Here is a 25,313-nt window from a genome sequence, read left to right as displayed (position 1 = left end):
TGGGTTGGACGTGGATCAGGAGAGTGGAAGGGCCTCCCTCAGGGCAGCGGCTGTGGCGGCAGGAGGATCCTGCACCGACCAGCAGCGCCAGCCCGCAGCTGTGAAGGCTTCCGCATCAACGGGATCGCACACGACCGCCAGACGTTGATCGACCCAGGCCAATTCCGCCTGGGCGAGCACGTCGCCGCGGGAGCCCTCCAGCTCAAAGGCCTGCTCAGGCAGGGGCCGATCGGTATCGGCCCAGGCTGCTTCCAGGGCCTCCAGCAGCGGCTGCAGTTCGGGAGGTGCGAAGCGGCCCAGCTCCTGCCAGGCCCGATGACGTTCCTCGGCAGCAGGGCTTGCCATGCCTGAGATGTCCTCGCCTGGCGATGAAGCATCAGGTGCCACCCACACCTGTGGCGGGTCCACCACAGCTGGCTCCTCGCTGCCGCCCCAGCCGGGGGTGGAGACCAGCAGATGGGGCAGGAACTGGAAGAGGTTGCCCTGACGCAGCCACTCCCGCCAGGCCGCCTGCTGTTGTTTCTCACTGCCGCCTGCCCCGGGATCGAAATGAACGGCCCGGAAGCTGGCGGCGGGATGGCGCCGCTCATGGAGGCCCATGTCGACCAGGTTGTGGATCTGGAGGCTGGGGGCGGGCGTGAGCTGCTGACCCACCCGCCGCGATGAGCCTGTGCCCTGCCACTCCTGCACATGGGCCCCGAGCTGGAGGGTATCGGCAGCCGCCATGAGCTCAGGCGACTCGATCGCCAGAGGGGAAGCCTGGGCCAGGCAGAACTGCTGGGCCATCCCTTGCCAAAGGGGTTCAGAGGGATTGGCCAGATAGGCCATCAGCAGCTCCAGGCTGCTGGCCAGCTGGGCCTGGCGTGGCATCAGCAGCGGCGGGGTTGCCAGGCTGTCGAGCAGCTGCTGCGGCCACCAGCAAGCCAGGAAGGTTTCCGACTTGGTGGCGAAGGCAGGCACCATCCCCACGGCCAGGCTGTTGGGTTCCAGCGGCGTCTGAGCCGTCGGCGGCGCCTCCACCACGTCATCCCAGCTGAGGCTCCAGAACAGGTAGCGGCCGCTGCGCTGCAGGGCCATGCGTTGCTCCGCGTCGGCGGCCAGCCGGCTGCGGTGAAATTCCCAGCCATCGGTGTAGATGGCGATGGGTTTACCGCCGGCGGTTGGGGTGAGCAGGAAGTCGGCGCGGGAGAAGCTGCGCACCCCCTCGGCCTCTCCGAGCGGCACCTGCAATTCCACCTTCCAGCTCACCACGGCTGGGCTGCCGTTGGGGCCCATGCCATGGCTGAAGGTGAGCAGGTAGCCCTTGTTGCCCTTGATGAAGTCATCGCGCAGGGTCACGCTGACGCCCGCTGGCGCTCCTTTGCCCTCGCGCAGTTTCTCGATGAAGCGCAGTTCCAGTTCGCTTTCGGCGCGGGTGTTGATCACCACCTCCGAGAGGCTGCGCTCACTGGGCTGAAGATCCTGCCAGCGGCGCAGGATCGACTGCAGTTGCTCGATGGCACGGCGCTTGCTTGTGCGCTGGCGATCGAAGCGCTGCCGATACATGAAAATGCAGCGGTAGCAGCCGTCGCTGCAGGAGCAGGCTTGCAGGGCCTTAAGGGACTGCTCGAACACAGCCCGCAGATCCTGGCCGCCGTCCTCGATCAGCTGACGGACGTAGCCGGTGCCTCCCGGCACTGAATCAAAGAGGTAGAGGAAGGTCTTGCGCTGCTGGCTGCTGGGCTGGGGTTCCTCGCCAAGGGCGGACTGCAGGTGATCCACCTTGCCGCCGAAGCGCTGACGCAGACCCAGGTGCAGGGCGCCCACAAACGACGGCTGGCCCGCCTCATCCCAGAAGCTGGCGCCGGGGAGCAGGAAGCGCAGGGCCTCGGAGCTGAACTCCCGGTACATGAACAGCAGCTGTCGCAGCTGGGCATCGTCGGGTTTGTCGCGATAGCGGCAGCCCCAGGTGTGATTGCGTGAGCTGACGGGCCCCCGCTGCACCTTGCCGCAGTGGCGGCAGAGCTCAAAACCCTTCACCTTGAGCGCCTTGCCGGCGATCGCATGGGTGGCACCGACGGCCGCCTGCTCACCGAAGTTGATCTCCCGGAAGGTGGTGCTCGCCAGGTATTCGGCGCCGAAGGGGAACTCCTCATCGTCGATGGCCAGCGAGATTTCGCGGCGGCTGTGATCGGGAAGGATCAGCAGCTCGCGGTGGAAAAACAGCGGATTGCGCTCGTCGGTGTCATCGCCGAAACGGCTGCGGGCATCTTCCGTGGTGGCCTGCACCTGACGTAACTTGGCCATCTCCTTCACCTGCCCCTGGTCGCTGTAGCCGCTGTTGCCGCAACGGGGGCATTGCTTGCGGCTGAAATCGTCGTCGGTCTCGCAGCTGGCGTGGGAGCAGGCGGGGCAGAAGCGCCAGCGCTCCGGTTTGTTGAGGTTCGGATCCACCTGGTCGACCTTGACGCGGCGCCCCTGGGCATAGAACTGACCGTCGGGCACCAGCTCGCGGATGGCCACGTTTGCGGGGCGTTCGTAGGAGAGGGTTGGCAGTTCCTCGCTGCGGCGGCCATCCCCGGAACGGCCTGGCAGTTTGCGCCAGAGCACAGACTTAAGCGTGACACCGGCTTCCGGGAAGGCGTAGTTGGGCAGGAAGCCCTCATCGGTGAGCATCGCCAGTAGGGGGCGGCCGTCGAGGTCCTTGCGCAGCTGGTTGTAGGCGCGCATCTCGCGATAGATCGCCTCCTTGGCGTCCCGTTCATCGGGGGTGAGACCGTCCTCAGGCCGCTCGCAGAGCTTGTTGAAGCGCGTGCGCAGCTGGGTGGCGAGGGCGCGCAGCCGCTTGCGCTCCGCCACCAGATCGCGCAAGCGGGCGAGCAACTCCGCTGCGAAAGGAGCCGTGAGGGCTTCGGCGCTGCCGGCATCCACCGGGCTGAGCAGGAAGCCGCGCAGATCGGAGCGCGTCGCCGGGAGCAGTTCTTCGCCGAACAGTCCGCAGAATCGCTCGACCAACGCATTCTGGTGGGCCTGCACCCAACCCAGCCAGGTGGTGGGGAAGACGTCCGCTGGCTGGCCGGCGGCAGCCTGCTCCACCCCATCGAGCACTGGTTTCAGCTTGCGCGGCAGCGCCAGGGCATCGAGACCGCTCGCGACCCAGCGATCGAGGCTGTAGGCCAGCAGCTGTCGACGCAGGATGTACGCCGCATCGAGATAGCAGCCGGGCGGATTCACCTGCCCCTGCAGCATCGCTCGGGGATCGGAGAAGAAATAGAGGTCGTGGGCGGTGCCGTTGACCAAGGTGCCGACGATGGCGTTGCCGTCGCGGCGACCGGCACGGCCGATGCGCTGCAGGTAGTTGGCCGGCTCCGGCGGCACTGAGGCGAGCAACACCGAGGAGAGATCGCCGATGTTGATGCCCATCTCCAGGGTGGAGGTGGCCGACAGCAGGTTGGGATCGCTGCGGTACTGCCCGCGGATGAACTGGGTTTCAAGCCGTTCCCGATCCGGGCGCTCCAGGAGACCGGTGTGCTCGCGCGCCACGATGCGATGCACGTCGCCGCGCCTGTAGAGGCGTCGGTAGAGAGGAAGACCCCAGAGGGGCGAACCATCGCCGGGATTGTGGCGGTAGCTGCCGGGGCAGTGGCGCACCTGGCATGGCAGGCCATCCCAGAGGCTGAGCTGCTCGCTGGGCACGCTGTGCATGTCGCCGCAGTGCTCGCAGCGCACGGGGTGGGCCTCATGGCTCACGTGGATGGCAGCAGGAGGAATGGCCCAGATGCGCTCCCCGCGCCCGCCGCTGAGCTGCTGCAGCAAGCCGGCCTCGCACAACGCCTCGACAACAGCGTTGAGGGTCTCTTTCTGCTGCTCGGCATCAAGCCACGCCCCGTTGTCGGCAGCGGCGCCTGGGAAGAGGGTGCGCTGCAGCCAGTGCTGGCACCAGGTGGGCCTACCGCTGTCGCGCACCAGTTGCTCGAAGCGACCCTTGCCGCGGAAGCTCGTGAGAAAGATCGGCCGGGTGGAATTGCGGCCGATGCCTGGCAGGTAGGGGATCTGGTTGAAGGGGTAGGTGTTCTCCCCGCCACTCTCGAGGTACTCGCTGGTCTTGCCCTCCCGCCCCACCAGCTCGGGGAGAGCCAGCCCACCGCGCTGGCGCAGATGCTGGAGCAGCCCCACCACCAGCTGCTGGAGTGGATGGAGACGCAGACCGCGCAGCGGTTCGATCTCGTTCTGCAAACCACGGAGCAGGCCCGGCAGCAACCGGCTCACGGCAGCGGGATCGATCGCGGCGGCCAGAGCACCTGCCTGCTCCACCGAGGAACCCAGCCGGGCCCGATATCCGAACTCGCTGGCCACCTCCCAGCGCAGCCGATCGGCGAGGAACCGCATCAAGGTGCCTTCTGCCTCCAGGCTGGGGGTGAGCTGCTGCTGCAGGGCATCCCACTCCCTGAGCCACTCCAGATCGTGGGGGATGAAGGTGGCGGCGAAGTCGACGGGGTTGGGGAAGCGCTGCTGCCAGTCGCTGATCAGTCGCTCCTGCAGCTGATTGAGGGGAAGCGGAGCGCCCGCCTGCTGCAGCGTGCGGGTGAGGGCGGTGCGGAAGGTGGTGCGGTAGGCGCGGGCGGCAATGAAGCCGGCACGATGAGCGGCGTCCTGCACCGAATCGGAGAAGGCCAGCAACTTCTTGTCGCTGTTGAAGGCGGAGGCGAACAGCGAGGCGCTCCAGGTGCTGGAGAGGTTGGCGGCGGAGGAACCGATCAGCAGCAGGCCCTGTTGGGCATTGCAGTAGGGGCAGTCGCGGCTGACGCGCGGGTGGTTGTTGTCATCGACGGTGGAGCAATCGGGGATGTCGACCGGCAGCAGCTCGCGGCTCTGACAGGCGGGGCAGAGCGGAGAAGCACCGGTAGGTGTGGCGTTCGCCAGGTCTTTGGCGGGGTGGAACGACAGGCAGGAGGCGCAGAACTGATGGCTGATCGTCTCGGCCGCTTTGCCCTGGGGGAACAGGAAACGAAGCTCGGGGGCACCGGAGAAGAAGGCCTTGTAGAAGCTCTGCAGGTTGTTGGCCCGATCCAGCCGGTTGCTGCCGGAATGGAGCACGGTGGAGGTCCAGGCGGTGGCGCCGCAATCGCGGCAGTGCACCACCGGCAGGTGGGGGCTCGCGTCGCTGCCAGCCAGATCATCGGAATGGCGCAGCTGCGGTTCGGCCTCCACCGAGGCCACCATGCGTTTGAGCTCCCGCAGCCAGAGCTGCACGCGCAGGTTGAGCCAAGGCACCACCACCGGGGTGCCATCGAGCCTGGTGGTGCTGCGGCGGGCATGGGCGATCAAGGCCAGGAGGCTTTCGAGCAGCAGCACGCGGTAGCGGCGGGGATACCGATCGCCCAGGCCGAGCTGGCGCGAGAAGCGCTCCAGCAGCTCCTCAACCGAACAGGTGCCCTCGGCCTGGCGCACCAGGTTGTGCACAGCGGGCAGGGTGCCGAGCTGCAGCCCCAGCGCCAGCCGCCACTTGTCGTCGTTGACGTTGCCATCCGGTGGCGGGGCCAAGCCATCGCCAAGCCAGAGCGCCGCCTGGACGGTGAGGTAGGCCTCTGCAGTGGAGGCAGGATCAGGATCCAGCTGGTCGATCGCCTCGAGACCAGGCAGGGGTAAGACGCGCAGGCCCTCCTGGCCGTAGGCGGTGTGGCCGGAGAAAAATTCCTCCGGGCTGAGGCGCTCTTCCTCGATCAAGGCGGTGGACTCAAACCGGCTGGCGAAGATCTGGCCGGCGTAGTCGAGCATCGCCTCGCGTGATTCGGGGCCGCCGAGGGTGGCGGAGGTGCCGACGCAGACCAGATCCTCACCAGGGCATTGCAGGCGATCGCGGAGGCGGCGGATCAGGCAGGCGAGGTCGGTGCCCTGGGCGCCATCGAAGGTGTGGAACTCATCCACCACCAGATAGCGGAGGGTGCTGCTGCCATCCGGAAGACGCCCGTTGTGCTCCCACAAGCTCTGAACATGGGGCTGGATCAGCAGGTAGTCGAGCTGCTTGTAGTTGGTGAGCAGGATGTCAGGCGGAGCCTTCTGCAGAGCCTCCTTATCGGTGATCACGCTGGTGGCGGTCATCGCCGCCGTTTGCTCATCATCGCTGGAGCCGATGTAGAGACCAGCACGCAGGCCGGCCAGAGCAGGAGTGGTGTGGATCAGATCAGCGATGCGCCGGGCCTGGTCGGTGGCCAGGGCGTTCATCGGGTAGATGAGGATCGCCTTGATGCCGCGGGTGCCAGGGGCCTGCTGCTGGCGGCAGTGCTCCAGCAGGGGCAGGAGAAAGGCCTCGGTTTTTCCGGAGCCGGTGCCCGTGGCCACCAGGGTGTTGACGGGGCTGCCGGGCATGAGCCGCTGAAAGGCCTTCTCCTGGTGCCGGTAGGGCGGGAAGGGCAGCGGGATCTGAGGGAACCAGTCGCGCCCTGTTCCCTGGTGAAAGGGCAGGGCAACCGACACGTAGGGCCCCTTGAGCAGCTGCTCGCGATCGGCCAGGAAGCGATCGATCAGCCCAGCGAACCCTGGCGTAGTGGGGTGAAAGGCGGTGCGGATGGCGTCGGCTGCCACCTGCTCCAGCTCGCTGGCAACAACGGAGGGGAGCAAGGACCGCTACCGAACTGCGTGCTCAGGCTAGGGACAGGGAGATGGGCGGCATGGATGCTTGGCTATGCAGTTTCTGCATCATTGTCGGAGTGTTAAGCCCGGTTGCGATGCGCAGCTCACAGCCTGCGCCTGGGTCAATCGTGCCAGTCGTTTCCGACCTCTGAACTTCGGCCAATCCGAGCCATCCCAGGGCTGTAAAGCCGCTTTAGCTGATGCTCTCGCTCAGATACGGCTCACCAGGAACGAAGGCCTGATGATTGGACGCCTGTTCTTGGTGGTGCGCACCGGCCGAGGCAACAGCGCACTAGTTGGTAGCATGCAATACGAGATCCATGAGAAGGTACGCTGTTAAATGGTTGATAAGACATTGCTGCAAATCGCTCCGACATCCTTAAACCAAATCTGATTTCAAGGCAAGTATGACTCCAAACGAGCTATTGAAATGGTACGAAGAAGCGGCACGACCGTTTTTTCAGAAGCATGCACCCGAAAGGTTAGAAGCTGTACAAGCTGATCAGCAGCGACTCAGTCGATTGCTACTATCAGACGAAGAAGTCACTGTGTGCTTCCTTGGAAACTCGGGTGTTGGCAAAAGCACGTTACTCAATGCGCTTGCTGCTGGATCTAGCCAGATTCTGCCAGCAGGCGGTATCGGCCCGCTAACGGCCCAAGCGACGGAAGTTCGCTATAGCAAGGAAAAGCGTTTCCATGTAACCTATCATCCCAAGCTAAATCTTTGGAGACTTGCATTTGCGCTTGAGACACGCCTACAATCCCAACGGCGTGCAGCCAAGAAAAATGTAGAGCGAACTAGAGATGAAGTCAATGAACAAGAATCAGATGTTGCCGTCTCTGACCTGGCTGAGCAGCTGGCCAAAGACGATCTTGAAGAAGTTCGTCAGCAGGCTCAAGCAGGCGTGGAGCTCTCTACCGGAGAGGGCGAGCCTGCACCCGTAGACGCTCTTGAGGGTTATATCAAGCAAGCCAAAAATATTATTTGTGGCAATCAGTTTTCTAGTCGTGAACTGGAATATCTTGTTGATGCTCTCAGGCTTGCCTGCGATTACGAACCCAAATGGGGCTCAGCGATCGATGCCGAAGATCGAGCGCGCATTGACCGGATTCGACTGATTATGGATCCATCACGTCAAGATCGAACTTATGAACGCAGTGAAGGGAGTGATTCACGAGATTTTCAGGAGGATATGACAGCGCATGCAGCTGGCTTCCTGTCACCATTGATTGAACGCATTGAAGTTGGTTGGCCCTCGGACCTGCTGAAGTCTGGTGTCGTCCTTGTGGATCTGCCCGGTATTGGTATTGCCCAGGACTCTTACAGAGATGTGACCAAGTCATATGTGCGAGATAAGGCCCGAGCTGTCATCGTGACTGTAGACCGAGCTGGCCCGACGGAGTCCACAATGGAGTTACTTAGGACCAGTGGCTATTGGCAGCGGTTGGTCGGCGCGGCGGACGATCCGGATAGTGACGCTTGCTCAATGTTAATTGCTGTGACACGTGTAGACGATGTCACCCAATCAGAGTGGCAACAACAAATTACGAATCTAGAAGAGGGAGCAAGCCGTCCGCGGAAGAAGGAGGTCTTTACACAGCTTGTGGAAGAGTTTAAGCCTCGGATGAAGGCTCAGATTGTGGAACAGCTTGACAGAATTGAAGATTCATCTAATGAGTCAGTCAATGCCGCACGCAGTCAAGCACGGAATAGCATCATCGAGTCACTAGAGATTCATCCCGTCTCCGCACCTGAGCTCCGAAAGATATTGCTAGATGACGAGGATGATCGCCCATTTCTCGCAACTCCTGAGCAGACTGGGATTCCACAACTCCAAGCCTCGCTGGAGAAGCTAGCACAACAAGAGGCAGAGAGAAGGAGTCTCGCCATCGAAGATCTGACGCAGCGGCTAACGACGACTCTCATGAGTGAAATGCAGCTGATCGAGGCTAGTTGGCAGCAGGAGGACCGTGCGGCCGAGGAAGCTGAAAGACTTGAAATAGCTCTTACACCTGTCCTAACCGCAAAGAAGGAGGAATACCGCGCTCGCGCGGCTGCCTTTCGCAACTTTCTTGACGAGACTGTTCAGGCGAAAATCGAGGCATTAGTTCTTGAGGCACAGATGGCTGCAGAGAAGGACGTGAGCACCTATCTAAATAGCCTGCGCGGTGCGCACTGGGGTACCTTGCGAGCTGCTGTTCGTAGGGGAGGGACGTTTTATGGAAGTCGAAACCTTAACCTTCCCGATGATATTACTGGTTACTTTCTTGAACCAATGGCAGCAGTATGGGGCCAGAAGCTGTTGCGTAGCATTCGATCCCGAACGACTGATCTTGCGAATGACACTGTTCAACTGGTCCAGGAACTTTGTGTCTGGGCCAGTGAGTATGGCGGTGCAACGATCAAAAAGCAACTTCTACAGGCACAGCAGGATCGTATCGCCGCTTTGGCCAAGCAGATCAAGACAGTCGGCAGAGAAGCGATCGACGAATTGCGTCAGACTGTCAAATCTGAGTTATCCAAGACAATACGAGAGCCCATCAAGAACTCATGCGAACAGTTCGTCCAAAGGGGTTACGATATTGGACCTGGAGTAAAGATGCGGATTCTTGACTTATTCTCAGATTTGGCTCGCGAAGCGACGTTGGCGGCAAAGGAACCAGCCATTCGCATCCTTCAAGAGAATGCATCTCGTGTCCGCAAGGAAGTCCAGCAAGAATTAAGTAAGGGTGGCGACCCCTTACAGGATACCGCTGACTTGATCGTGGAGAGCCATGAGGCACGCATCCGTCGTTCCGATTCGCAGAAGCGTCGCACAGTGTTGACTGAGGTTCGCGCGGTCATCGATAGCTTTCCTGATAGGTCGAGTGATAGAGCAATAGAACAAATAGCTGCATAGGGGGATCCATGCTTTTCGAGTATTCCGGCCATCATCGAGCTCTGTTGAGAACAGTAGATGATTTTGGTTTTGTTGCCTATGACTTGGTTGGCATTCCCAGACGACTCTGTGAAGCCGACTCACAGCCCCGACTGGTGGAGACAAATATTGACAAACGTCGAGTTAAGCCACTCCCAACGCCAGCTGCTGCATTATCACGACGGGAGCTGGCAGAAGGAGATAATTGGTTGTCACTCTCCACACGTACCTTGGCCAGAGTCTATGCAGCATTTCTTGTAGCAGAAGATCCACAGCGGCGACTGGAAGCCAGAAAAGCCGCCACACTTATGCATCAGGTGAGCCTGGTCCAGCACATTCTAAACCGACCAGATCTCAAGAAAGTTCTCATTGGTGACGAGGTGGGGCTCGGGAAGACCATTGAGGCTGGTCTGATTATCCGACAGCTATTAGATAGAGACTCTCATGGCAGAGTCTTATATCTGGCTCCAGCACGTCTGGTTAGCAATGTCACTCGTGAGTTCCGAGACAAGTTGGAGATCGATGCCCGCATGTGGGTGTCTGGTCCTTTATCTGATGCCCGGATTGAAGATGATCGAGTTGTGATTGCCAGTCTACACAAGGCTGTATTCGGGGAGAACCTCGAAAAAGTCGTTAAAAGCGGACCTTGGGATGTGTTGATCGTTGACGAGTGTCATCATCTTTCTGACTGGAGTCCATCTGGGGGGAAGCCAAACCAATCCTTTAAGCTAGTTAGCCAGCTCGTGAAGGCTCAGCCTGAAGAAGGTCGGCTTATTCTGATGAGTGGCACTCCTCATCAAGGTAGTGAAACAAGATTCCGAAATATTCTGAGGCTCCTCTCTGACGATGGTAAAGACGTCCAAGGAGCAGCTGGCCGGATCATCTTCAGAACCAAGGACCGCGTCCGCGACTGGCGGGGAGCGCCACTCTTCCCATCTCGCGATATCCGTAAACCTGTAGTCGTTGAACTGGGTGAACGATATGAGCATTGGTACTCGCTTGTTGGGCAGCTCTACGACATTGATGGGTTGAATGGCGTAAGGCTACGCGCTGCAGGATGGGCCAAGGGTCAGGCGCTTCAATGGGCAGCCTCTAGCGTCCAGGCAGGCCTTGGCTTTCTGGTAAGGCTTGCCATCAGACGGCTTCATTGGACATTAGAGACCCCTTCTCTGGCACTTGCTCTTGAGGTCCTCAGGCCCTACAGAGGAGGCGCAAATGATGAGCCACTACCAGAGTTGTTCGCTCGACTTGTCAAGCAAGTGGGCAATGCTGTACTCAATGAGATTAGCGAGGAGGATGAAGAGGAGTGGGATTGTGACGAATGGCGGCCTGATCCCGTGCTCTTGGCCCAACTTCTTGATCAAGGGGTTGAGTTGATTCAAAGCGGCTCATCGCAGGCCAAGTGGGAGGCGGTCTGTGACCTAATTGATCGCTTTGAGGGAGAAAAGGTTGTGCTATTCGCACAACCAGTTGAAACAGTGACTGTCGTAGCGTCCTTTCTGGAAAAGCGCTATGGAGTCAAGCCAGCGATGATTATTGGTAGCCAGACTGATTCTGATCGTACCTCGCAGGTTGCGCGCTTCCAGTCAGATTGTGGCCCGCGTTTTCTTGTCTCTTCCAAAGCTGGTGGTGAAGGTCTCAATATGCAGCGTGCCAGGCATCTCATCCATCTTGATGTGCCCTGGAATCCAATGGAACTGGAGCAGCGGATTGGTCGTGTGCATCGATTTGGATCGCGCAAGACGATTGTCGTAGAAACTGTTGTTGCAGCTGGTAGCCGGGAAATTGATATGTATCGTATTGCAAGAGAAAAGTTGGCAATTGTCGCCCGTCACCTTGATCCGGATCAGTTTGAAACACTGTTTAGTCGAGTTATGTCTCTTGTGCCCCCAAAGGAGTTGGAAGCCATTTTAGGTGACCTTTCTGGGCCTCTTGATACAGGCTCACCCGGAGCCGAAGAAATCGGAAGGCTTGTGAGCGAAGGATTCCAAACATGGAGCAGCTTTGATGATAAGTATCGCCGCCAAGCAGAGCTCATCCGATCTGCGAATCCTGGTGAAGCTCATTGGGCCGACCTGGGAGCGTTTCTTGTGAAATACTGCGGCGCCACAGATGGACCTGGTGCAACATTCTCCTCCTTTGAATTCTCAAACGACGAGATTATTGCTGTGGAAGAGGATGTCGGCACCATCTTTGCTCATGACACACTCTACGCCTGTGGCGATACTGGAGGATTACCCGCCGCAGGCTCTGATGGTGTCGCGGCAGCCAACCTCGGCTTAAATCTCGGATGGGTACAGCGTAATTTACGCGAAGCCCTTACACCTCAGCGCTCAGTTGGAATCGCTTATGTGAATCGCACTCCAAACCTTGAACTTGATATTGCAGGCCTGGATGTCGTGAGCTGTCTCGTCCTGCTTCGTCAGAAACTTAGAAATCAGGCGGGTCGCTGGTCCGAGAATTCTGTTGAGCTGAGGCTTTACATTGTGGGAGCCAACACTGCACCAGTTGAGCTGCTTGGAGCGAAGAAGGCCCAGTTGATTCGTGCATTGAATTCCTGCAGCAGGGTGAAGGATCCACAACAAGTGCCCATCCGCACTGATCTTCCATTGATTGAAAGTGAGCTTGTATCACAGCTCCGAACGCCTTCTGATGAGGATATTGCAGAGGGTATCCGTTATGCGGTCTGGCCGCTTGCTGTTGTGATCATTGTTCCGTAGCAGGCATCCGACCATTGCAGGTAACCGCATCAACGCGAAGATCTATCAACTTTTAAACAGCTCCCGAAAGTGCACTAGAGCATACGGCATTGGATTGGCCCACGTAATGCAGGCATCTATAACACTCCTTACAGTCCCGTCATCGCTAGTCGGGGACCCGAAAAGGGAATGTCAAGAACTAATTGCGCCTAAGCAACCCGTGCTTGTGGTTGTATGGCAGGCAAGTGAGACTTTGGTGAGCTTGTTGAGGGGTATATCCAATGATCATTCTCGTTCGCCCTCGTTTTCGAAGAACTCCCAAGCAACACGATAATCCTGAACCCTGTCGCATAGCGTCCACGGCGCCTCATAGGTGATCGTGCGCTCCACCGGGCCCCCGGGCAGCGTGTCATCCACGATCGTGCGGCTGACCGTGCCAGAGGGCATGCCCTGGATGTCCTCCCACCCGGTGGTCTTGTTGGCGCCACGGCCTGTGCCCTTCCGCGGGAAGCCGACGCCAGTCAGCCCCTTGCTGGCGGTGAACACAATCCGCCCGTTCTGGTCGTACCAGGTGTCGCGTTCGTATTGCTGCATCACCGGGAACTGCACGCGGTAGATGGTGATCAGTTCATCGAGGGTGAGGCCGAGGGCCTGGGCCACCAGCACATCGATCTCCACCAGAGCCTGGCGGCGGGCGTAGTCGGTGCGCAGGGCGCAATCGCGTTGCCAGGTGGGGGTGAGATTGTGGAAGAAGCTGTTGGGCAGGTGGGGATCGTCTTTGGCCCAGCGTTGCTGTTGGAAGGATTCGTCCCAGCACTCGCTCCAGAGATCGGCGTAGTGGGTAGTGAGGCAGTTGAGGGCGAGGATTCGTAGGGTCGGACCTACGGGTAGATCGAGCAATGGCAAGACTCTTGCCGTTGACTCATAAAAATCGCCCTTACCTGTTGACTTGATGAAGAAGTCAAAAGGGATCGAGCTGCAACAAGCTGCAAGAGACAGGAGTTGCTTCTCATTGGACAGGTAGTATGTAATAGCTGTATTAATATGTGCTGAGGCGGCTGGCTGAAGGGCTGTAATTAGTGTCCTTTCTCCAGACTGGCTCAACATCCGCCTGCCTGTCAGGCCATAGATTTCCGTCACCGGCTTCTTCTCCCCCCACGGCACCCGTGGCGTGCGAGCCCGGTATTCGGAGGGCGATACATCTGGCCGGTAGTTGGTGCGGGGTAGGTAGTCGTCGCGCAGGGTGGTGAGATCGAGGCAGTCGTAATGACTATTCGCAGTGCAGGATCTTCGAGGTGTCTTGTTAAAAGGCCGCCCCACATAGAAGTGGGGGCCTGATAGCACCAGCTCGGTGGGATCTGCCGGAAAGCTGGTGTCGCGGCGGATGGTGCCGTCTTTTTGAGCATTAGTTTCGTGCCACATCTCCAGCGCGATGTACTCACCCTGAAGATCACCCAACCGCTTTGGTGCTGCCGCAAACTTCTCCAGCACGCTTTGTAGTTGCTGAGAATGCAGTGCTGGCAAGCGGGCCTGGCGGGCGGGCGTGCCAGGTTCGTCGTAGAGCTGTGCAAACAAGCCAAGGGCTTGCTCTCCAATAGGAATTAGCCGCTGGCGGTGGCCAGCAACATTCCATTTGCCTTCTTCATTTTTAATGCCTCCTGCTATTCCCAAACCATCATGCTCAAAGCAGCGATCAACGGTCAGTGGAGTGAATAAGTTGCTGACATGAATGAAGCTCGGGTTTCGAATACTTCCATAGATATTGAGGCCAAACCTCAATCGCCCGTGGTCATTCGTGCCGGTAAAAAGCTGGAACTCATTCTGAAACTGGAAGTGATTGCGCAAGCGTCCATACAGGATGTCTCGCAGGGCCCCACCCTTCGGATCGTCGTAAACACCCTCCGGATGAAGGAATCCCTGAACACCCTGGGCTGATGCAATCCGCCAGGCTTGGGGCAGGAAGCACTTGAACAGATTGGTCTGGCTCCCCTTCAGCAGCGGATAGTTCTGCACCGCATTCAGAAACGCCTGGCTGCCGTTCTGGGCTTCAAATTCCTCGAGATAGGCCGCCTGCAACTTCGGATGTTGGCTGAAGGCCTCGCTGCGACGCTTCGCCAGTTCGCTGGCGCTCACCTTGCGGATCAGCACCATCGGGTCGGCGTCGCCGATCACTCCCTTCTCCTCCCACTCCACCTTCAGCCAGGGCGGGTTGCCCACGATCAGATCGAAGCCGCCGCCTTTGAGTAGATCAGCAAATTCCAGATCCCAGTGCAGCGGCCGGATCCGCTCGGCCACCGCTTCCACCTGGCGCAGCCGTTTGAACTCCGCCTTGAGCTTCTCCACATCCACAAAGCCGTGGCGGTCGGAGAAATCCACGGCCAGCTGCCTGGGTTGGGTGTCGGCAAACAGATTGCCCTGGCCCAGCTCCGGTGTGATCCCCTGTTCCAGGTCGCCCAGGATCATGCTCAGTTCCACCAGCCAGGTGTCGCGGCTGGGCAGCGACTCGGCCTGGCGGATCGGCCAGAACCACAGGGCACACCAGTAGTCCATCGCCCACTTGAGCCGCAGGCGTGCATTGGTGTTGGCCACGCCTTGGCCCAGCACCTCTTGCTCCTGGATTCGGTCTTTCAGGCGCAGTGGAGTCCAGGCAACATCCTCCGCTCCCTCGGCCGCACTGTCTGGCCACACCGGCAAGGGATCGGTGGTGCGCTGGCGCAGCTGGCTCTGTTGCTGGGCCCACTCCTGCCAGAGCGAATCCACCAGGCGGCTGAGCCGCAGTAGGTGGTCGATCTGGGCTTCTGTGAAGGCTTCGCCCACGAAGGCCTTGTTCCAGCGCTTGCAGCGCTCGATCGCCTCGGGCTCCAGCTCCTTGATCACCTTGTCGGAGTACGCCGCCATGCCCGGATCGGGCAGCAGGAAATGAAAGATCGCGTCGTCCGGTAGCGGCGCATCCCAGGCCAGCTCCTCGGGGGCGTGTTCATGCCAGAGCTTGGGGCCCTGCCCCTTGGTGGGTTTGGCTTTGCGGCCCGTGCCAGTGGGCAGCTGGCTCACGCGATAGATCTGCCGCCTGGCGCCGATCAGCGAGTTGCCGCACTGCAGCTGCTGGCTGAACCAGGGCACGAACGCCCGCCCCTGTTCCGGCGCAAAGATGCTGTTGAGCCAGAGGCTCACCTCGGCCAGCTCCACCGCCACCGGGTTGAGGTCCACACCGAACACGTTCTGATCGGCCAGGCGCATCTTCACCTTCTGCAGTTCGGTGGCGTAGCGCTCATGGGGGATGCTCTTGCCGGTTTCCTGCTGGCGTCGCTCCAGGTAGGCCTGGGCCAGCTGGTTCACCAGCTCATTGAGATAGGCGGCCGATCCCATCGCCATCTCCAGCAGCTTGAGCTGGAGTATGTCGGCCGCGCTCTTGCCCACCAGCGCCTCCTTGAGCGTGTATTTGATCTGGCAGCTGGTGAGCACCTCCGGGGTGTAGTAGCTGGCGCTCTTCTGCCGGTTGCGGCCGGCCAGGCGATAGATGAAGCTGCCACGCTCGTAGTGCTTCGGTTTGCCGGTGGCCGGATCGGGCACGATCTCCTCGGCCTTGTAGGCCTTGAGCTGCTCGGCGGTCACGAAGTGGCCCACCTCCAGTTCGTCGTGCTGCTGGCCGGTGGCACGGCCACCTGCAGCGGTGGTGTCGTCGTCTTCGTTGTCGCTGTCGTCGGCCTCCTGCTCGTCGTCATCGCTGGCGGTGGCTTTGGCCTTCTTCGGGGCGGGCTGCACCTCATAGAGCCCTTTCTCCTCCTCCACGAAGAAGCCGGTGAAGCTGAGCAGCGCCTCATACACCGCCCCCAGCTGGTTGATGCCCAGCTGCCCGTAGCTCACCCGGCCGCGCCGTTTGCCCTTGCCCTCGCGGGTGAGGGACATCAGCTCGATCACCTCGCGCAGCACCTGATTGCGGAAGCGCACCTTCGGCCAGCGCGGCCGGCCCTTCTCGTCTTTCAGCAGGCCGTTGAGGATCGGCAGCCGCTCGGGGTCGAACAGGTGGGAGCGCAGCGGCACGATCCGGAAGGTGTCGAACTCGGGCTTCTCCCCCTCCAGCTGCGGTTGCACCGCCTCCAGATCGCCCTGCTTCGGGAACCCTTCCCAGATCATCTGGAACAGCCGATCCAGCGACTCGCTGATGTAGGTGCCTTCGCGGTCTTCCTCGCTGGCCAGTTCGGCTGTGTCGAGATCGCGCAGGCTTTCGAGGCTGTAGCCGAGCCGGAAAACGTCATTGCCCATCGGCGCGTAGCCCAGCTCCTGGTGGCGGCTTTCGATGAAGAACAGGAACAGCAGCCGGTACATGAAGCGCAGCAGCTCCAGCGTCAGCTGCTCCGGATCCAGCCGCTCCTCAAACACGCCCTTCTTCTGGGCCTTGATGAACGCCACCACCTCATTGCCCAGCAGTTCGATCGAGCGGCGCAGGGCGTATTTGAGGTCGCCGCTCACCTCATAGGCGTGCTTGTGACTGTTCTCATCCAGCTCATCGAGCAGCGGCGTGCCGCCGCCCGTGGGACAGGTGTGCTCGCGGTGCAACAGGGTGGCCGCCGCCAGCAGGGCATCGGGGTTGATCTCACCCAGCAGCGTGTTCAGCTCAAAGCGCAGCAGCCGTGAGGCCGCCCACTTCTGCCGGTCGATCAGCAGCAACTGGTCGCGGCTCACCGCCAGCACCCAGCGCGGCGGGATGTCCTGCGCGAAGATCCGCTCGCTGATCAGCTCCTCCCAGCTCTCGGTGCCTTGCCCGTCAGCGTCGGTGAGCACCGTGCCCAGCGACGGATCGTCGATCTGGCAGGCCCAGCCGGTGGCAATCGTGAGCTCCAGCGGATCAGCCGGTTCATCGCCGGGGTTGAAGCACTCCACCACCCACAGCCAGGGTTCACCCTTGGCGTTGTTCACCTCCGCCAGCAGCGGAATCTGATACGCCTCGCCGCCGATCAGCACCGGCTCGGCCTTGGGGGCGTAGGCGTAGCCCAGGGCCTCGCACAGCGGCTGGAAGAACAGCTGCCGCTGCAGCCGCAACCGCTCGGCGGGATCAGCGCTGATGCCCAGCTCCGCTTCCCGCAGTTTCTGCCAGGGTTTGCGCAGGGCCTTGAAGGCCGCATCGGGGGTGCTCACCTCGGCGGTTGGATCGGCCTCCAGCTGGGCCCTGGCATCTTCGGTCCAGCGCTCGCGCACCTTCTTGATGTCGTTCGTCAGCACGCTCTCGAGGTAGTGCGCGGAATAGAACTCGTTGGCGTTGCTGATGCCGGGGAGGGCCATGGGTCAGGGGTTGCGCTGCAGTTCAGCCAGCTGATCGAGCAGTTCCGATGGAGGCAGAGCGCAGGCCTCAGCCAGTTCACGAGCAAGCTGCGACTTGAGGTCAGTCTTTCCTTCGACGACCTGATCGACCGCCTGCCTCAGCTCCTTGCCCATCTGCGCCGTGGCTTCGGGATGGATGTCCAGCCACTGCTGCAAGGCAACCCCACGCCGGCGGCGATGAACAGCCTGCGCCTCTGTGGGACGAGCACGTAATCCGTCCAGGTCAAGATCCAGATCGAGCGCTGGCCAGTGCAGGCCGGAGCCGGCGGAATCAATCGTGAAAGCGGCGAGTTGATCGCTGCTCAATTCCCTCAGCAGCGGATGCTCATCAGCAGCGATCACATGCATGGTCAGGTTGGCGTCCTGTACGACGAGCACCCGACCTTCGACAAACGCTGTGGCAATCACTGCATCCCCATGACCATGACGCTGGGCCTCCAGCACCCGGCGGATCACCCGGATGCTGTTGCTTGCAAGCCATGGCGTGGTGGGTCCATTACCTGGCGAGCAACTCAACAGCGAGAACAGCCGATCTTTCTGCCCGGAAGTTGCTTTGGATGAATGAATCAAAATGCCCTTATAGGCTTTGTTGAGCCCTGTTCGCGCCAACAGATTCCGTTCCACCAGGTCGGCGATCAGATCGTCCATGGTGGTCAGATAAAACCCTTTGGAACGACTTGATCCTTGCTGGCCTTTTTCCGGTGAGACGAGCCGCCAGTCTCCAGTGATGCTCTCGAGATTCTGGCGAGAGGCAAGCGCGTTGGGTGAATAAAAGACTGTCAGAGCTCGCACAGCACCTTCCTCTCCCACTCCTCGAGCAACTGCAGCCGGTGATCGCACACCTTGGCGGCGATCGCCCTGAGGCTTTTGGCGCTTGGCGTCTTTCGTCTGAGACGTGACCATTTAATGCTGTAGTGGAGCGAAGACCTGGTGGTTGTTTCTATGTAGACTTTGATCTCCCACTTGCTGCCGATCACATGAAAGTGGGCTGGCAGGTGATCGTTGCTGTAAAAAATGAGATTGAGATTGGGTAGCGAGAAGCATTCAACCTTTCCCATCGATCAGGCGGATCCTAATCCGGAATCGGCATGATCCGGCCCATCTGCGCCGTCCTGCCTGCAAGGCGCTTCATGCCGTTCATCCTGGCGGCGGGCTGGCTACTTGCCGGAGAATGGTTCCCATGAAACGCCGCTCGCTCAAGATCCCATTGGATGACCCCACGGCGCAGCTGTTGGAGGCCGTCTGCGCTGAAACCGGCCGCAGCCGCAGCGAGATCGTGCGGGACGCGCTCCGCAGGCAGCTCCGGCTGATGCGCTTTGAAGGGCTGCGGCGCCAGGCCCTGCCGTTCGGCGAGGCGGCCGGCTGGCGCAACGAGGATGAGGTGTTTGCTGCCGTGTCTTGAAGCATTCGCCATCTCAGGCAGCCTCCCGGTGCAGCACCGCCACCACCTTCAGGTAGGGGGCGGGTTCGATCGTCATCACCTCGGCCACGAAGCGTTCGTGGTCGTCGAAGCGCCCGTCGATCGCCTTCTGCCGGGCCAACCGCCGCTTCTCCTTGATCTGCAGCGGCCGCTGGTCGGCCGCGAAGCTCAGCTGCAGCTGCTCCTCCTGCCGGCCTCGCAATCGCTTCAGGCGCTCGCGCTGGGCCTCCAGCTCCGGTTGCATGCGGGCGGTCCAGCGGTCACCGCACGACCGCAGGTAGGCATGAGCCTGCTCCACCGCCGTGGGCAGCTGCTGGGCCAGGTGCGTGGGTACCGCCGCATCGGGATTGGCGTAGGGCCTCCGACCCAGCTGCAACCGCTCGGCCACCGCCTCAAACGGCTCCACCCCTGCCACCTTCAGGCCGCTGCCGGCGAAGCGCACGGCGACCCACTCCTGCACCACCGGCACCCCCTTCTGGTTGGGGATCGTGCCCTGAAACACCATCACCACCTCACCGGGATCCAGGCCGTCGCTGAGCTGCAGCACCGGTGCGCAGTGCCGCGGGAAGGTGATCTGGCCGCGATCCGCCAGCCAGTCCACCAGCGGATGCAGATCCCAGAGGTATTCCAGTTCTGGGCGGCTGCTGTCCTGCCTTCGGCTCTGCTCCAGCGCCCGCTGCAGCGCGGCAACTTCGGTGGAGAGCGCCAGACGCTGACCCCGCGCTGGCTGCAGCTCGCGCGGGTAGCGGTCGTAGCGACGCTGGAGATCGTTCGGCGGCGTGATCTCCAGGCGCTGCTGCTCGGGGAAGAGCCGCACATCCAGCTTCTCGCCACGGCGCTCCATCAGCTCGGCCACCCCTTCCAGGGCCGTGTCGACGTAGCTCCAGAGGCTGGGGAACAGGCTGAACGGCTGACGCTGTTGCACCTGCAGGGGCGTCGGAGAAGAGGCGTCGGCTCCGGCGGTGGGGCCGCCATCGCCTGATGGGTCGCTGCCGAACAGTTCCTCAAACAGACTGTCCCCACTGCCCTGCTCCAGATAGGGGCGGGCGTTGGCCTCCATGCGCTGCTCCAGCGCGTCCACCGTGCCGCTCTCAAACGCCCGGCTGATCTCCTCCTCCTCGCCAACAGCGTCGTAGACGCCGAGGAACACCGCGGGGTCGCCGATGTTCTGCTGGGCCTGCTCGTCCTTGCGCTTGAGCAGCCGCAGCACCTTCTCGGCATCGCCCATGCCTTCGGCGCGGGAGCAACTGAGCAGGTAGCGGATCTGGGGTTGCTGCGGCTGGCCATAGCGGTCGATCCGGCCGTTGCGCTGCTGCAGCGTCATCAGCGACCAGGGGATGTCGACATGCACCAAACGGTGGCTGAGGTAGTGCAGGTTCAGGCCTTCTGATGCCACCTCGGTGGCCACCAGGATGCGCACCGCCTCCTTCTCCTGGGCGAACTGCTCCACCACCCGCGTCTGGTCCACATCGGGCATGGCGCCATCGAGGCCCACCACGGCGCCCTTGGGCAGGCCCAGGTCGCAGGCCAGGTGCTCTATGAGGAAGCGCTGGGTTTCACGCCGGCCGGTGAACAGCACGATCCGGTCCCTTGGGTTGTTGCCGTCCCATTTCCAATCCGTACGGATCAGCTGGAGGAGCCGCTGGTATTTGGAGAAGTCGGCAGGGCCGATGGCAGCCAGTAAGGGCTCCAGCTCCTGCAGGGCGGCGCGGTCGGCATCGGCCGGACTGCCCGCTGCTGCGGCAGCATCCAGCCGTTTCAGCCGGTTGCGCACGGTTTCCAGTGCCGCCATCGGGCTGGAGAGCAGGCTTTTGGCCAAGGTGGTCTTGAACAACTGGCCCGCCTTGGCCCTGGCGTCGCTGTCGGGGAGCGTGAGGTCTTTCAGCCGCGCGAACACCCGTTCCTCCCGCTCACTGGCCGCACACTCCACATCGGCGCTGTCGCGCTCCTTCACGCTGCTGCGCAGATCAGCGATCACGTCCTTGCGGAAGCGCCGCACATAGAGATCCTTGATGTCGTCTTTGCTGTACCGGCTCGGATCGGCGATCGCCGTGGGATCGAGCATGTTCATCAGGCTGGCGAAGCTCTCGGGCTTGCCGTCGTGCGGTGTCGCCGAGAGAAGAAGCAATGTCTCCGATCGGGTGGCCAGCCGCTCCGCCAGCCGAGCTCGTTGGCTCTTCTGGGCGCCACGGGCCCTTTCGGCCACGTTCTGGCACTCATCGATCACGATGATGTCCCAGCTGGCGTTGTCGAGATAGAAGCGGTAATCGCGATCGTTCTTGAGCGTGTCGACCGAGACGATCGCCTTGTCGTAGTAATGGAATGGGTTCTGGTTGGTGGGGATCTGCTCGCGGATCCGCTGGATCCCCACCGAATCCAGACGCACCAGCGGGATCGAGAAGCGTGTCCAGAACTCCTTCTGGAACTGCACCAGCATGCTCTTGGTGGTCACCACCAGCAGCCGCCGGCCACGCCCGCGCCTGATCATTTCGCTGCAAAGGATGCCGCATTCCAGCGTTTTGCCCAGGCCCACCGCATCGGCGATCAGCAGCCGCTGCCGGGGCATGGCCAGCGCCTTGGCCGCTGGCTCCAGCTGGTAGGGAAGAGCATCCATGGCGGCGCGATGCCCCACCACCAGGGCGTTGTCCGTAGGCACCGAGCGGCGCAGATGCGCCTCAAGGAACAGCAGGCTGTCGCGGTACCGGGGGGATGGGTCGCTCACCAGGGCCGTGTCCTCCGGCTGCAGCACCTTGAAGCTGCCGGCAGCCCGCTCCACCTCCACCAGGAAGCGGGCCTCCTTCTCGCGCAGGAACGGCGAGATGCCCACCACGTCCACGACCTGCTGATGGTCCGAAGTTTTGCCCACGCTGCGCACCAGCCATTCGGCGCTGCGGCACTCGATGCGGGCTCCAGGGGCGAGGACGGCTTCAGGCACGGGCCAACCTCCTGTGTCTTCTCACCACCGCGCCGAACAGGGCGCGGAGACCGACACTGCGATGACTCTCCACGCTCCACTGCCTGCAAGGCCCCGATTGGGCAGCACCAAACTGCAGGACGACCATCCTTTGAGAGCGCTCCGGCCCATTCTGCTGCTTTCTACTGCGCCACGGCATCACTCGCCGCAGGTTCACCACCCTCAACGCGGCGATTCGATGCACCAGCTGCATAGTTTTGGTCTCAACCTCGGCCCGTGGCCACCTGGAGCGCGTCGCCAGCCCTTTCAGAGACATCGGAAGTTCCCGGAATCCAGGCTTCCACCGCCTTGGCCACCCGCTGCCGCAGGATCCGGATCAGATGCCTGGCGGTGGCGCTGCCCAGCACCCGCCCCTCGGGCAGCAGCAGCCAGAGCGTCTCCCGCAGCGGCGGCTGGTCCGGGAAGGCGATCAGCCCCTCGGCTTCGATCCATCCCGGCGGCACCAGGCCCGGGCAGATCGGCATCGCCAGTTCGCGGTCACGCATGCGCTTCAGCCAGGCGGGCACCTCCTGGCAGCCGATTGGCTGCTGCTCCAGCTGGAAGCCATGCCAGGCGAGCGTTTCATGCAGCAACGGTGTGGCCGCTTTGCGGGGCAGCAGCACCCTCCGAGGGATCGGCTCCTCGGCAGAGGCGGGGGCATGGCAGACCAGCTGCAGCGGCAGCTCCCCCAGCAGCACCGCCTGGACGCCAGCCCAGCGGGGCTGACGCTCGGCCATCACCGCCCGCGGATGGCACCAGGAGGAGACGATCGCGCCATCGATCACGGCCTGCTCCACCAACTTGGCCCAGTCGTTCGACAGCCGGAATCGGGGCGGCACCCTCTGCACCGTCGCCATGCCGTTGAGCAGGCTCTGGTGGAGGGGATCGGTGGCGATCCGCAGCTGCCCGTCCATCAGCCGATGGGCTCTGTACGACTGGCGGAGGAGCTGCAGGCTCTCGTTGGTTCCGTAGCGGCAGACGCTGGCGCCAGGCCTGGCCTGAAGGCGGAACTGCTCGCACATCAGTGCGGCGCTGCGGCTGACGGTGCTCTGGTGCATCGACAGGGCAAGTGCGGCCTTGGGCTGAGAGCCGCTCAGCTCCAGCAGATCGAGGATATGCAGAGGCTCCAGCGGCTCCGGCGGGGCGTAGGCCGAGACGACGCGCCTTGATGTCAGGCAGGCTTGAACGATGGTGGAACAGGCCACGGGTTGGAGTTGAACCGCATCCCTTCAGCGTCACAACGCTGCAGCCCGATCGGACCATTCCTCCTGCGAAAAACCACGGGCCCGCTCGGAGCCGGATCCATGCGGATCACGCATCCTTTCGGCCGCAGGCGATCTCGATGCCTCTGCCGCGGTTATGCCAGGGGGATGCCAGTCAGCCCCATCCCCATTCCGCCCGTACCAAGGCCCCTCCCGGAGCTGCTGCCTCCAGGGGCCAGTGGCTTCGCGGTGGTGGATCTGGAGACCACCGGCACCGGCCAGCTCTGCCGCATCGTGGAGATCGCCCTGCTGCTGCTCTCGCCCGAGGGAGAGCTTCAGCAGGAGTGGACGACGCTGATCAATCCTGGGGTCCCCATCCCCAATGCCGCCGTGCACGGCATCGATGACGCCCTGGCATCCACTGCACCGGCCTTCTCGGACGTGGCACCTGAGCTGGCGGGCCTGCTTGATGGCCGCGTGGTTGTGGCCCACAACCTCGATCGCGGCTGTTTGCCTGGGCAAATCCGTGGGCCGATCCTGCGGCACCACTTCTGGGCGGCCGGCAGCTACCACCCTGAGCTGGTGGTGGATCTGGGCGACGGCATCGACACGATGCCCGCCCCCTTCCTGAGCCTGGGGAAGCTCTGCGCCGCCCGCGGCATCACCCTGACCGGCGAGGACGCCCACACCGCCCTTGGCGACACCCGTGCCCTGGCGGCACTACTGCGGCACGGTCTGCCCCATCTGCATCCATCCCGCGCTGCTGCACGGGTGGCTGGCTCGGCCTCCGCTGCCCGACCTGCTTCCCTGCGGCCGCGACCCTCAGGGCTGCCCCAGCCGGCCCCGCCCAGCCACGACTGGTTGCCCACAACCGTGACCATTCCCTCTACCGGGGGAACCATCGCCTTCCTCGGCGAGGACGCCCACGGCTGGGACTTCAAGGTGCAGAAGGCTCTGGAGCACGCCATCAGCCTCGGGCTCACTCCCGTCCCCTTGGACCCAGCAGCCCTGGCTGATCTGATGGCCGTCAGCAGCGTGTTCATCGACAGACCGTTGATGCGCCGCCTGCGCAACGCCGGCACCTCGGTGGTGGAGAGCAAGGCATTTCTGGAGGCTCAGAGCGGGCAGGTGCTGCCGGGGCAGCGGTGGGGGGAGCGTTGACCCTGGGCAGCAGGATCCGTCCACCCCATGGATCTCCTCACGCAGGCTCTTCTGCCTGCGGTGCTTCTGCCCCCTCCCCCGCCATCCTTTGCGCCAGCACGTACTCCCGGCCCAGATCAAGGCCAGGGTCCTCCCCCGGTAGGAGGAGCTTCACGCCGGCGTAGTAGACGCAGGCGGCCCCAAGCGCCGAGACCGTGCTGCCGCTGCGGTAGAGACTCAGCTTGTGCTTCTTGCAGGGGTCGTTGATCGCCAGGCCCCGCTGGCTGAGGGCCACCACCTCGGCATGCAACTGCTTCTGTTCCTCCGGCGCCAGCTCTCGGTAGGCCTGCAGAGCGCTGATTAAGTATTCCACCGCGTCCATGCGCGGCATCCCCTGGGCGTTGGCCCGCATGACGCGGTCGGCCAGCCTGCGCTGCTGGTTCTTGATCTTCTCCGCCAACTCGCCCACCGGTGCCAGGGGCAGCGCCTGCTTGAACAGCGCATCGGCCTCGGCGACGTGGGAGTCCCCGTCGCTCGCCAGCAGGGCCTGGGCGTAGGTGAACAGGTTGATTGGGTCATCCGCGCCAACCTCCGCGGCGGCTCGCAGATGGGGCAGGGCCGCCGCCGTCTCGTCCTCCATCAGCAGCAGCAGCAGCTGGCCGAGGGTGCGTCGGGCAAAGGGATTGCGGGGCTCCAGCACCACCAGCTTCTCCAGTGGCGCCCGCGCGGCGGCTGTGTCCCGGTCCCGCAGAGCCGCGATCCTCAGGGCCACCTAGGCGTTGACGTGGCTGGGATCTAGCGCCACCGTATGACTCAGCAAAGACTAAGAGTGTGAACAACCCCGAACAATCAGCTCAGCTTGGCGCCAGATAAAGCATGCAATGCGAACACGCCGACACTGCTCTTGGAATTGTTGCCATGGCAAATATGAAATGCTTCCCAATTGTGGGAAGCGCTCTGAAGACTTGCAGGCATGAATATTCATTGTGCCTAGCCAGTGTTGCGCCCGGGTCACCCCAGGCCCTAGAATTTGGAGGGCAGCAAAATCAA

The 25,313-nt window shown here is 62.1% G+C and carries 11 protein-coding genes; 4 read left to right on the top strand and 7 right to left on the bottom strand.

Annotated elements, in window-relative coordinates:
* Nucleotides 1-15: 15 nt before the first annotated feature.
* Nucleotides 16-6,600: a DEAD/DEAH box helicase gene (locus H8F25_RS09210; protein WP_197210160.1), complete on the bottom strand. Its 6,585-nt coding sequence runs from the start codon at nucleotides 6,598-6,600 to the stop codon at nucleotides 16-18.
* Between the two features lie 419 nt (nucleotides 6,601-7,019).
* Between H8F25_RS09210 and H8F25_RS09205 the strand changes: the two genes are divergently transcribed.
* A complete protein-coding gene (locus tag H8F25_RS09205; RefSeq protein WP_197210159.1) occupies nucleotides 7,020-9,512 on the top strand; it encodes a dynamin family protein in 2,493 nt (830 codons plus the stop codon).
* An 8-nt stretch (nucleotides 9,513-9,520) separates the two neighbouring features.
* Complete coding sequence (locus tag H8F25_RS09200) at nucleotides 9,521-12,250, top strand: DEAD/DEAH box helicase (RefSeq protein ID WP_197210158.1); 2,730 nt, start codon at nucleotides 9,521-9,523, stop codon at nucleotides 12,248-12,250.
* 264 nt (nucleotides 12,251-12,514) lie between these two features.
* Here the strand turns inward: H8F25_RS09200 and H8F25_RS09195 are convergent, their stop codons facing one another.
* The 3 genes from H8F25_RS09195 to H8F25_RS09185 all read right to left on the bottom strand — a co-directional run bounded on the left by H8F25_RS09195 (nucleotide 12,515) and on the right by H8F25_RS09185 (nucleotide 18,606).
* Nucleotides 12,515-17,509, bottom strand: coding sequence for a class I SAM-dependent DNA methyltransferase (locus H8F25_RS09195; protein WP_197210157.1), 4,995 nt, complete (start codon nucleotides 17,507-17,509; stop codon nucleotides 12,515-12,517).
* 3 nt (nucleotides 17,510-17,512) lie between these two features.
* Nucleotides 17,513-18,196 (bottom strand): DUF2442 domain-containing protein, encoded by a 684-nt coding sequence (locus H8F25_RS09190; RefSeq protein WP_197210156.1) that lies wholly within the window; start codon nucleotides 18,194-18,196, stop codon nucleotides 17,513-17,515.
* Between the two features lie 131 nt (nucleotides 18,197-18,327).
* Complete coding sequence (locus H8F25_RS09185; RefSeq protein ID WP_197210155.1) at nucleotides 18,328-18,606, bottom strand: DUF4160 domain-containing protein; 279 nt, start codon at nucleotides 18,604-18,606, stop codon at nucleotides 18,328-18,330.
* 122 nt (nucleotides 18,607-18,728) lie between these two features.
* On the opposite strand from H8F25_RS09185, the gene H8F25_RS09180 reads away from it, so the two are divergent.
* Nucleotides 18,729-18,950, top strand: coding sequence for a ribbon-helix-helix protein, CopG family (locus H8F25_RS09180; RefSeq protein ID WP_197210154.1), 222 nt, complete (start codon nucleotides 18,729-18,731; stop codon nucleotides 18,948-18,950).
* Between the two features lie 13 nt (nucleotides 18,951-18,963).
* Here the strand turns inward: H8F25_RS09180 and H8F25_RS09175 are convergent, their stop codons facing one another.
* Together H8F25_RS09175 and H8F25_RS09170 are read right to left on the bottom strand one after the other, a co-directional pair.
* Nucleotides 18,964-21,903 (bottom strand): DEAD/DEAH box helicase, encoded by a 2,940-nt coding sequence (locus H8F25_RS09175; RefSeq protein ID WP_197210153.1) that lies wholly within the window; start codon nucleotides 21,901-21,903, stop codon nucleotides 18,964-18,966.
* A gap of 242 nt (nucleotides 21,904-22,145) precedes the next feature.
* Complete coding sequence (locus tag H8F25_RS09170; RefSeq protein WP_197210152.1) at nucleotides 22,146-23,126, bottom strand: hypothetical protein; 981 nt, start codon at nucleotides 23,124-23,126, stop codon at nucleotides 22,146-22,148.
* 165 nt (nucleotides 23,127-23,291) lie between these two features.
* Here H8F25_RS09170 and H8F25_RS09165 point away from each other — a divergent pair, with 165 nt between their 5' ends.
* Nucleotides 23,292-24,284, top strand: a complete 993-nt coding sequence (locus H8F25_RS09165) for a PolC-type DNA polymerase III (protein WP_197210151.1) — start codon at nucleotides 23,292-23,294, stop codon at nucleotides 24,282-24,284.
* A gap of 37 nt (nucleotides 24,285-24,321) precedes the next feature.
* On the opposite strand, the gene H8F25_RS09160 is transcribed toward H8F25_RS09165, so the two are convergent.
* A complete protein-coding gene (locus H8F25_RS09160; RefSeq protein WP_197210150.1) occupies nucleotides 24,322-25,035 on the bottom strand; it encodes a hypothetical protein in 714 nt (237 codons plus the stop codon).
* Nucleotides 25,036-25,313 lie beyond the last annotated feature (278 nt).

The organism is Synechococcus sp. CBW1004 (genome assembly GCF_015840715.1).
Lineage (GTDB): Bacteria > Cyanobacteriota > Cyanobacteriia > PCC-6307 > Cyanobiaceae > Cyanobium.
The sequence above is the reverse complement of the archived record's forward strand: the minus strand, read 5'-3'. Positions and strand labels throughout refer to the sequence as shown.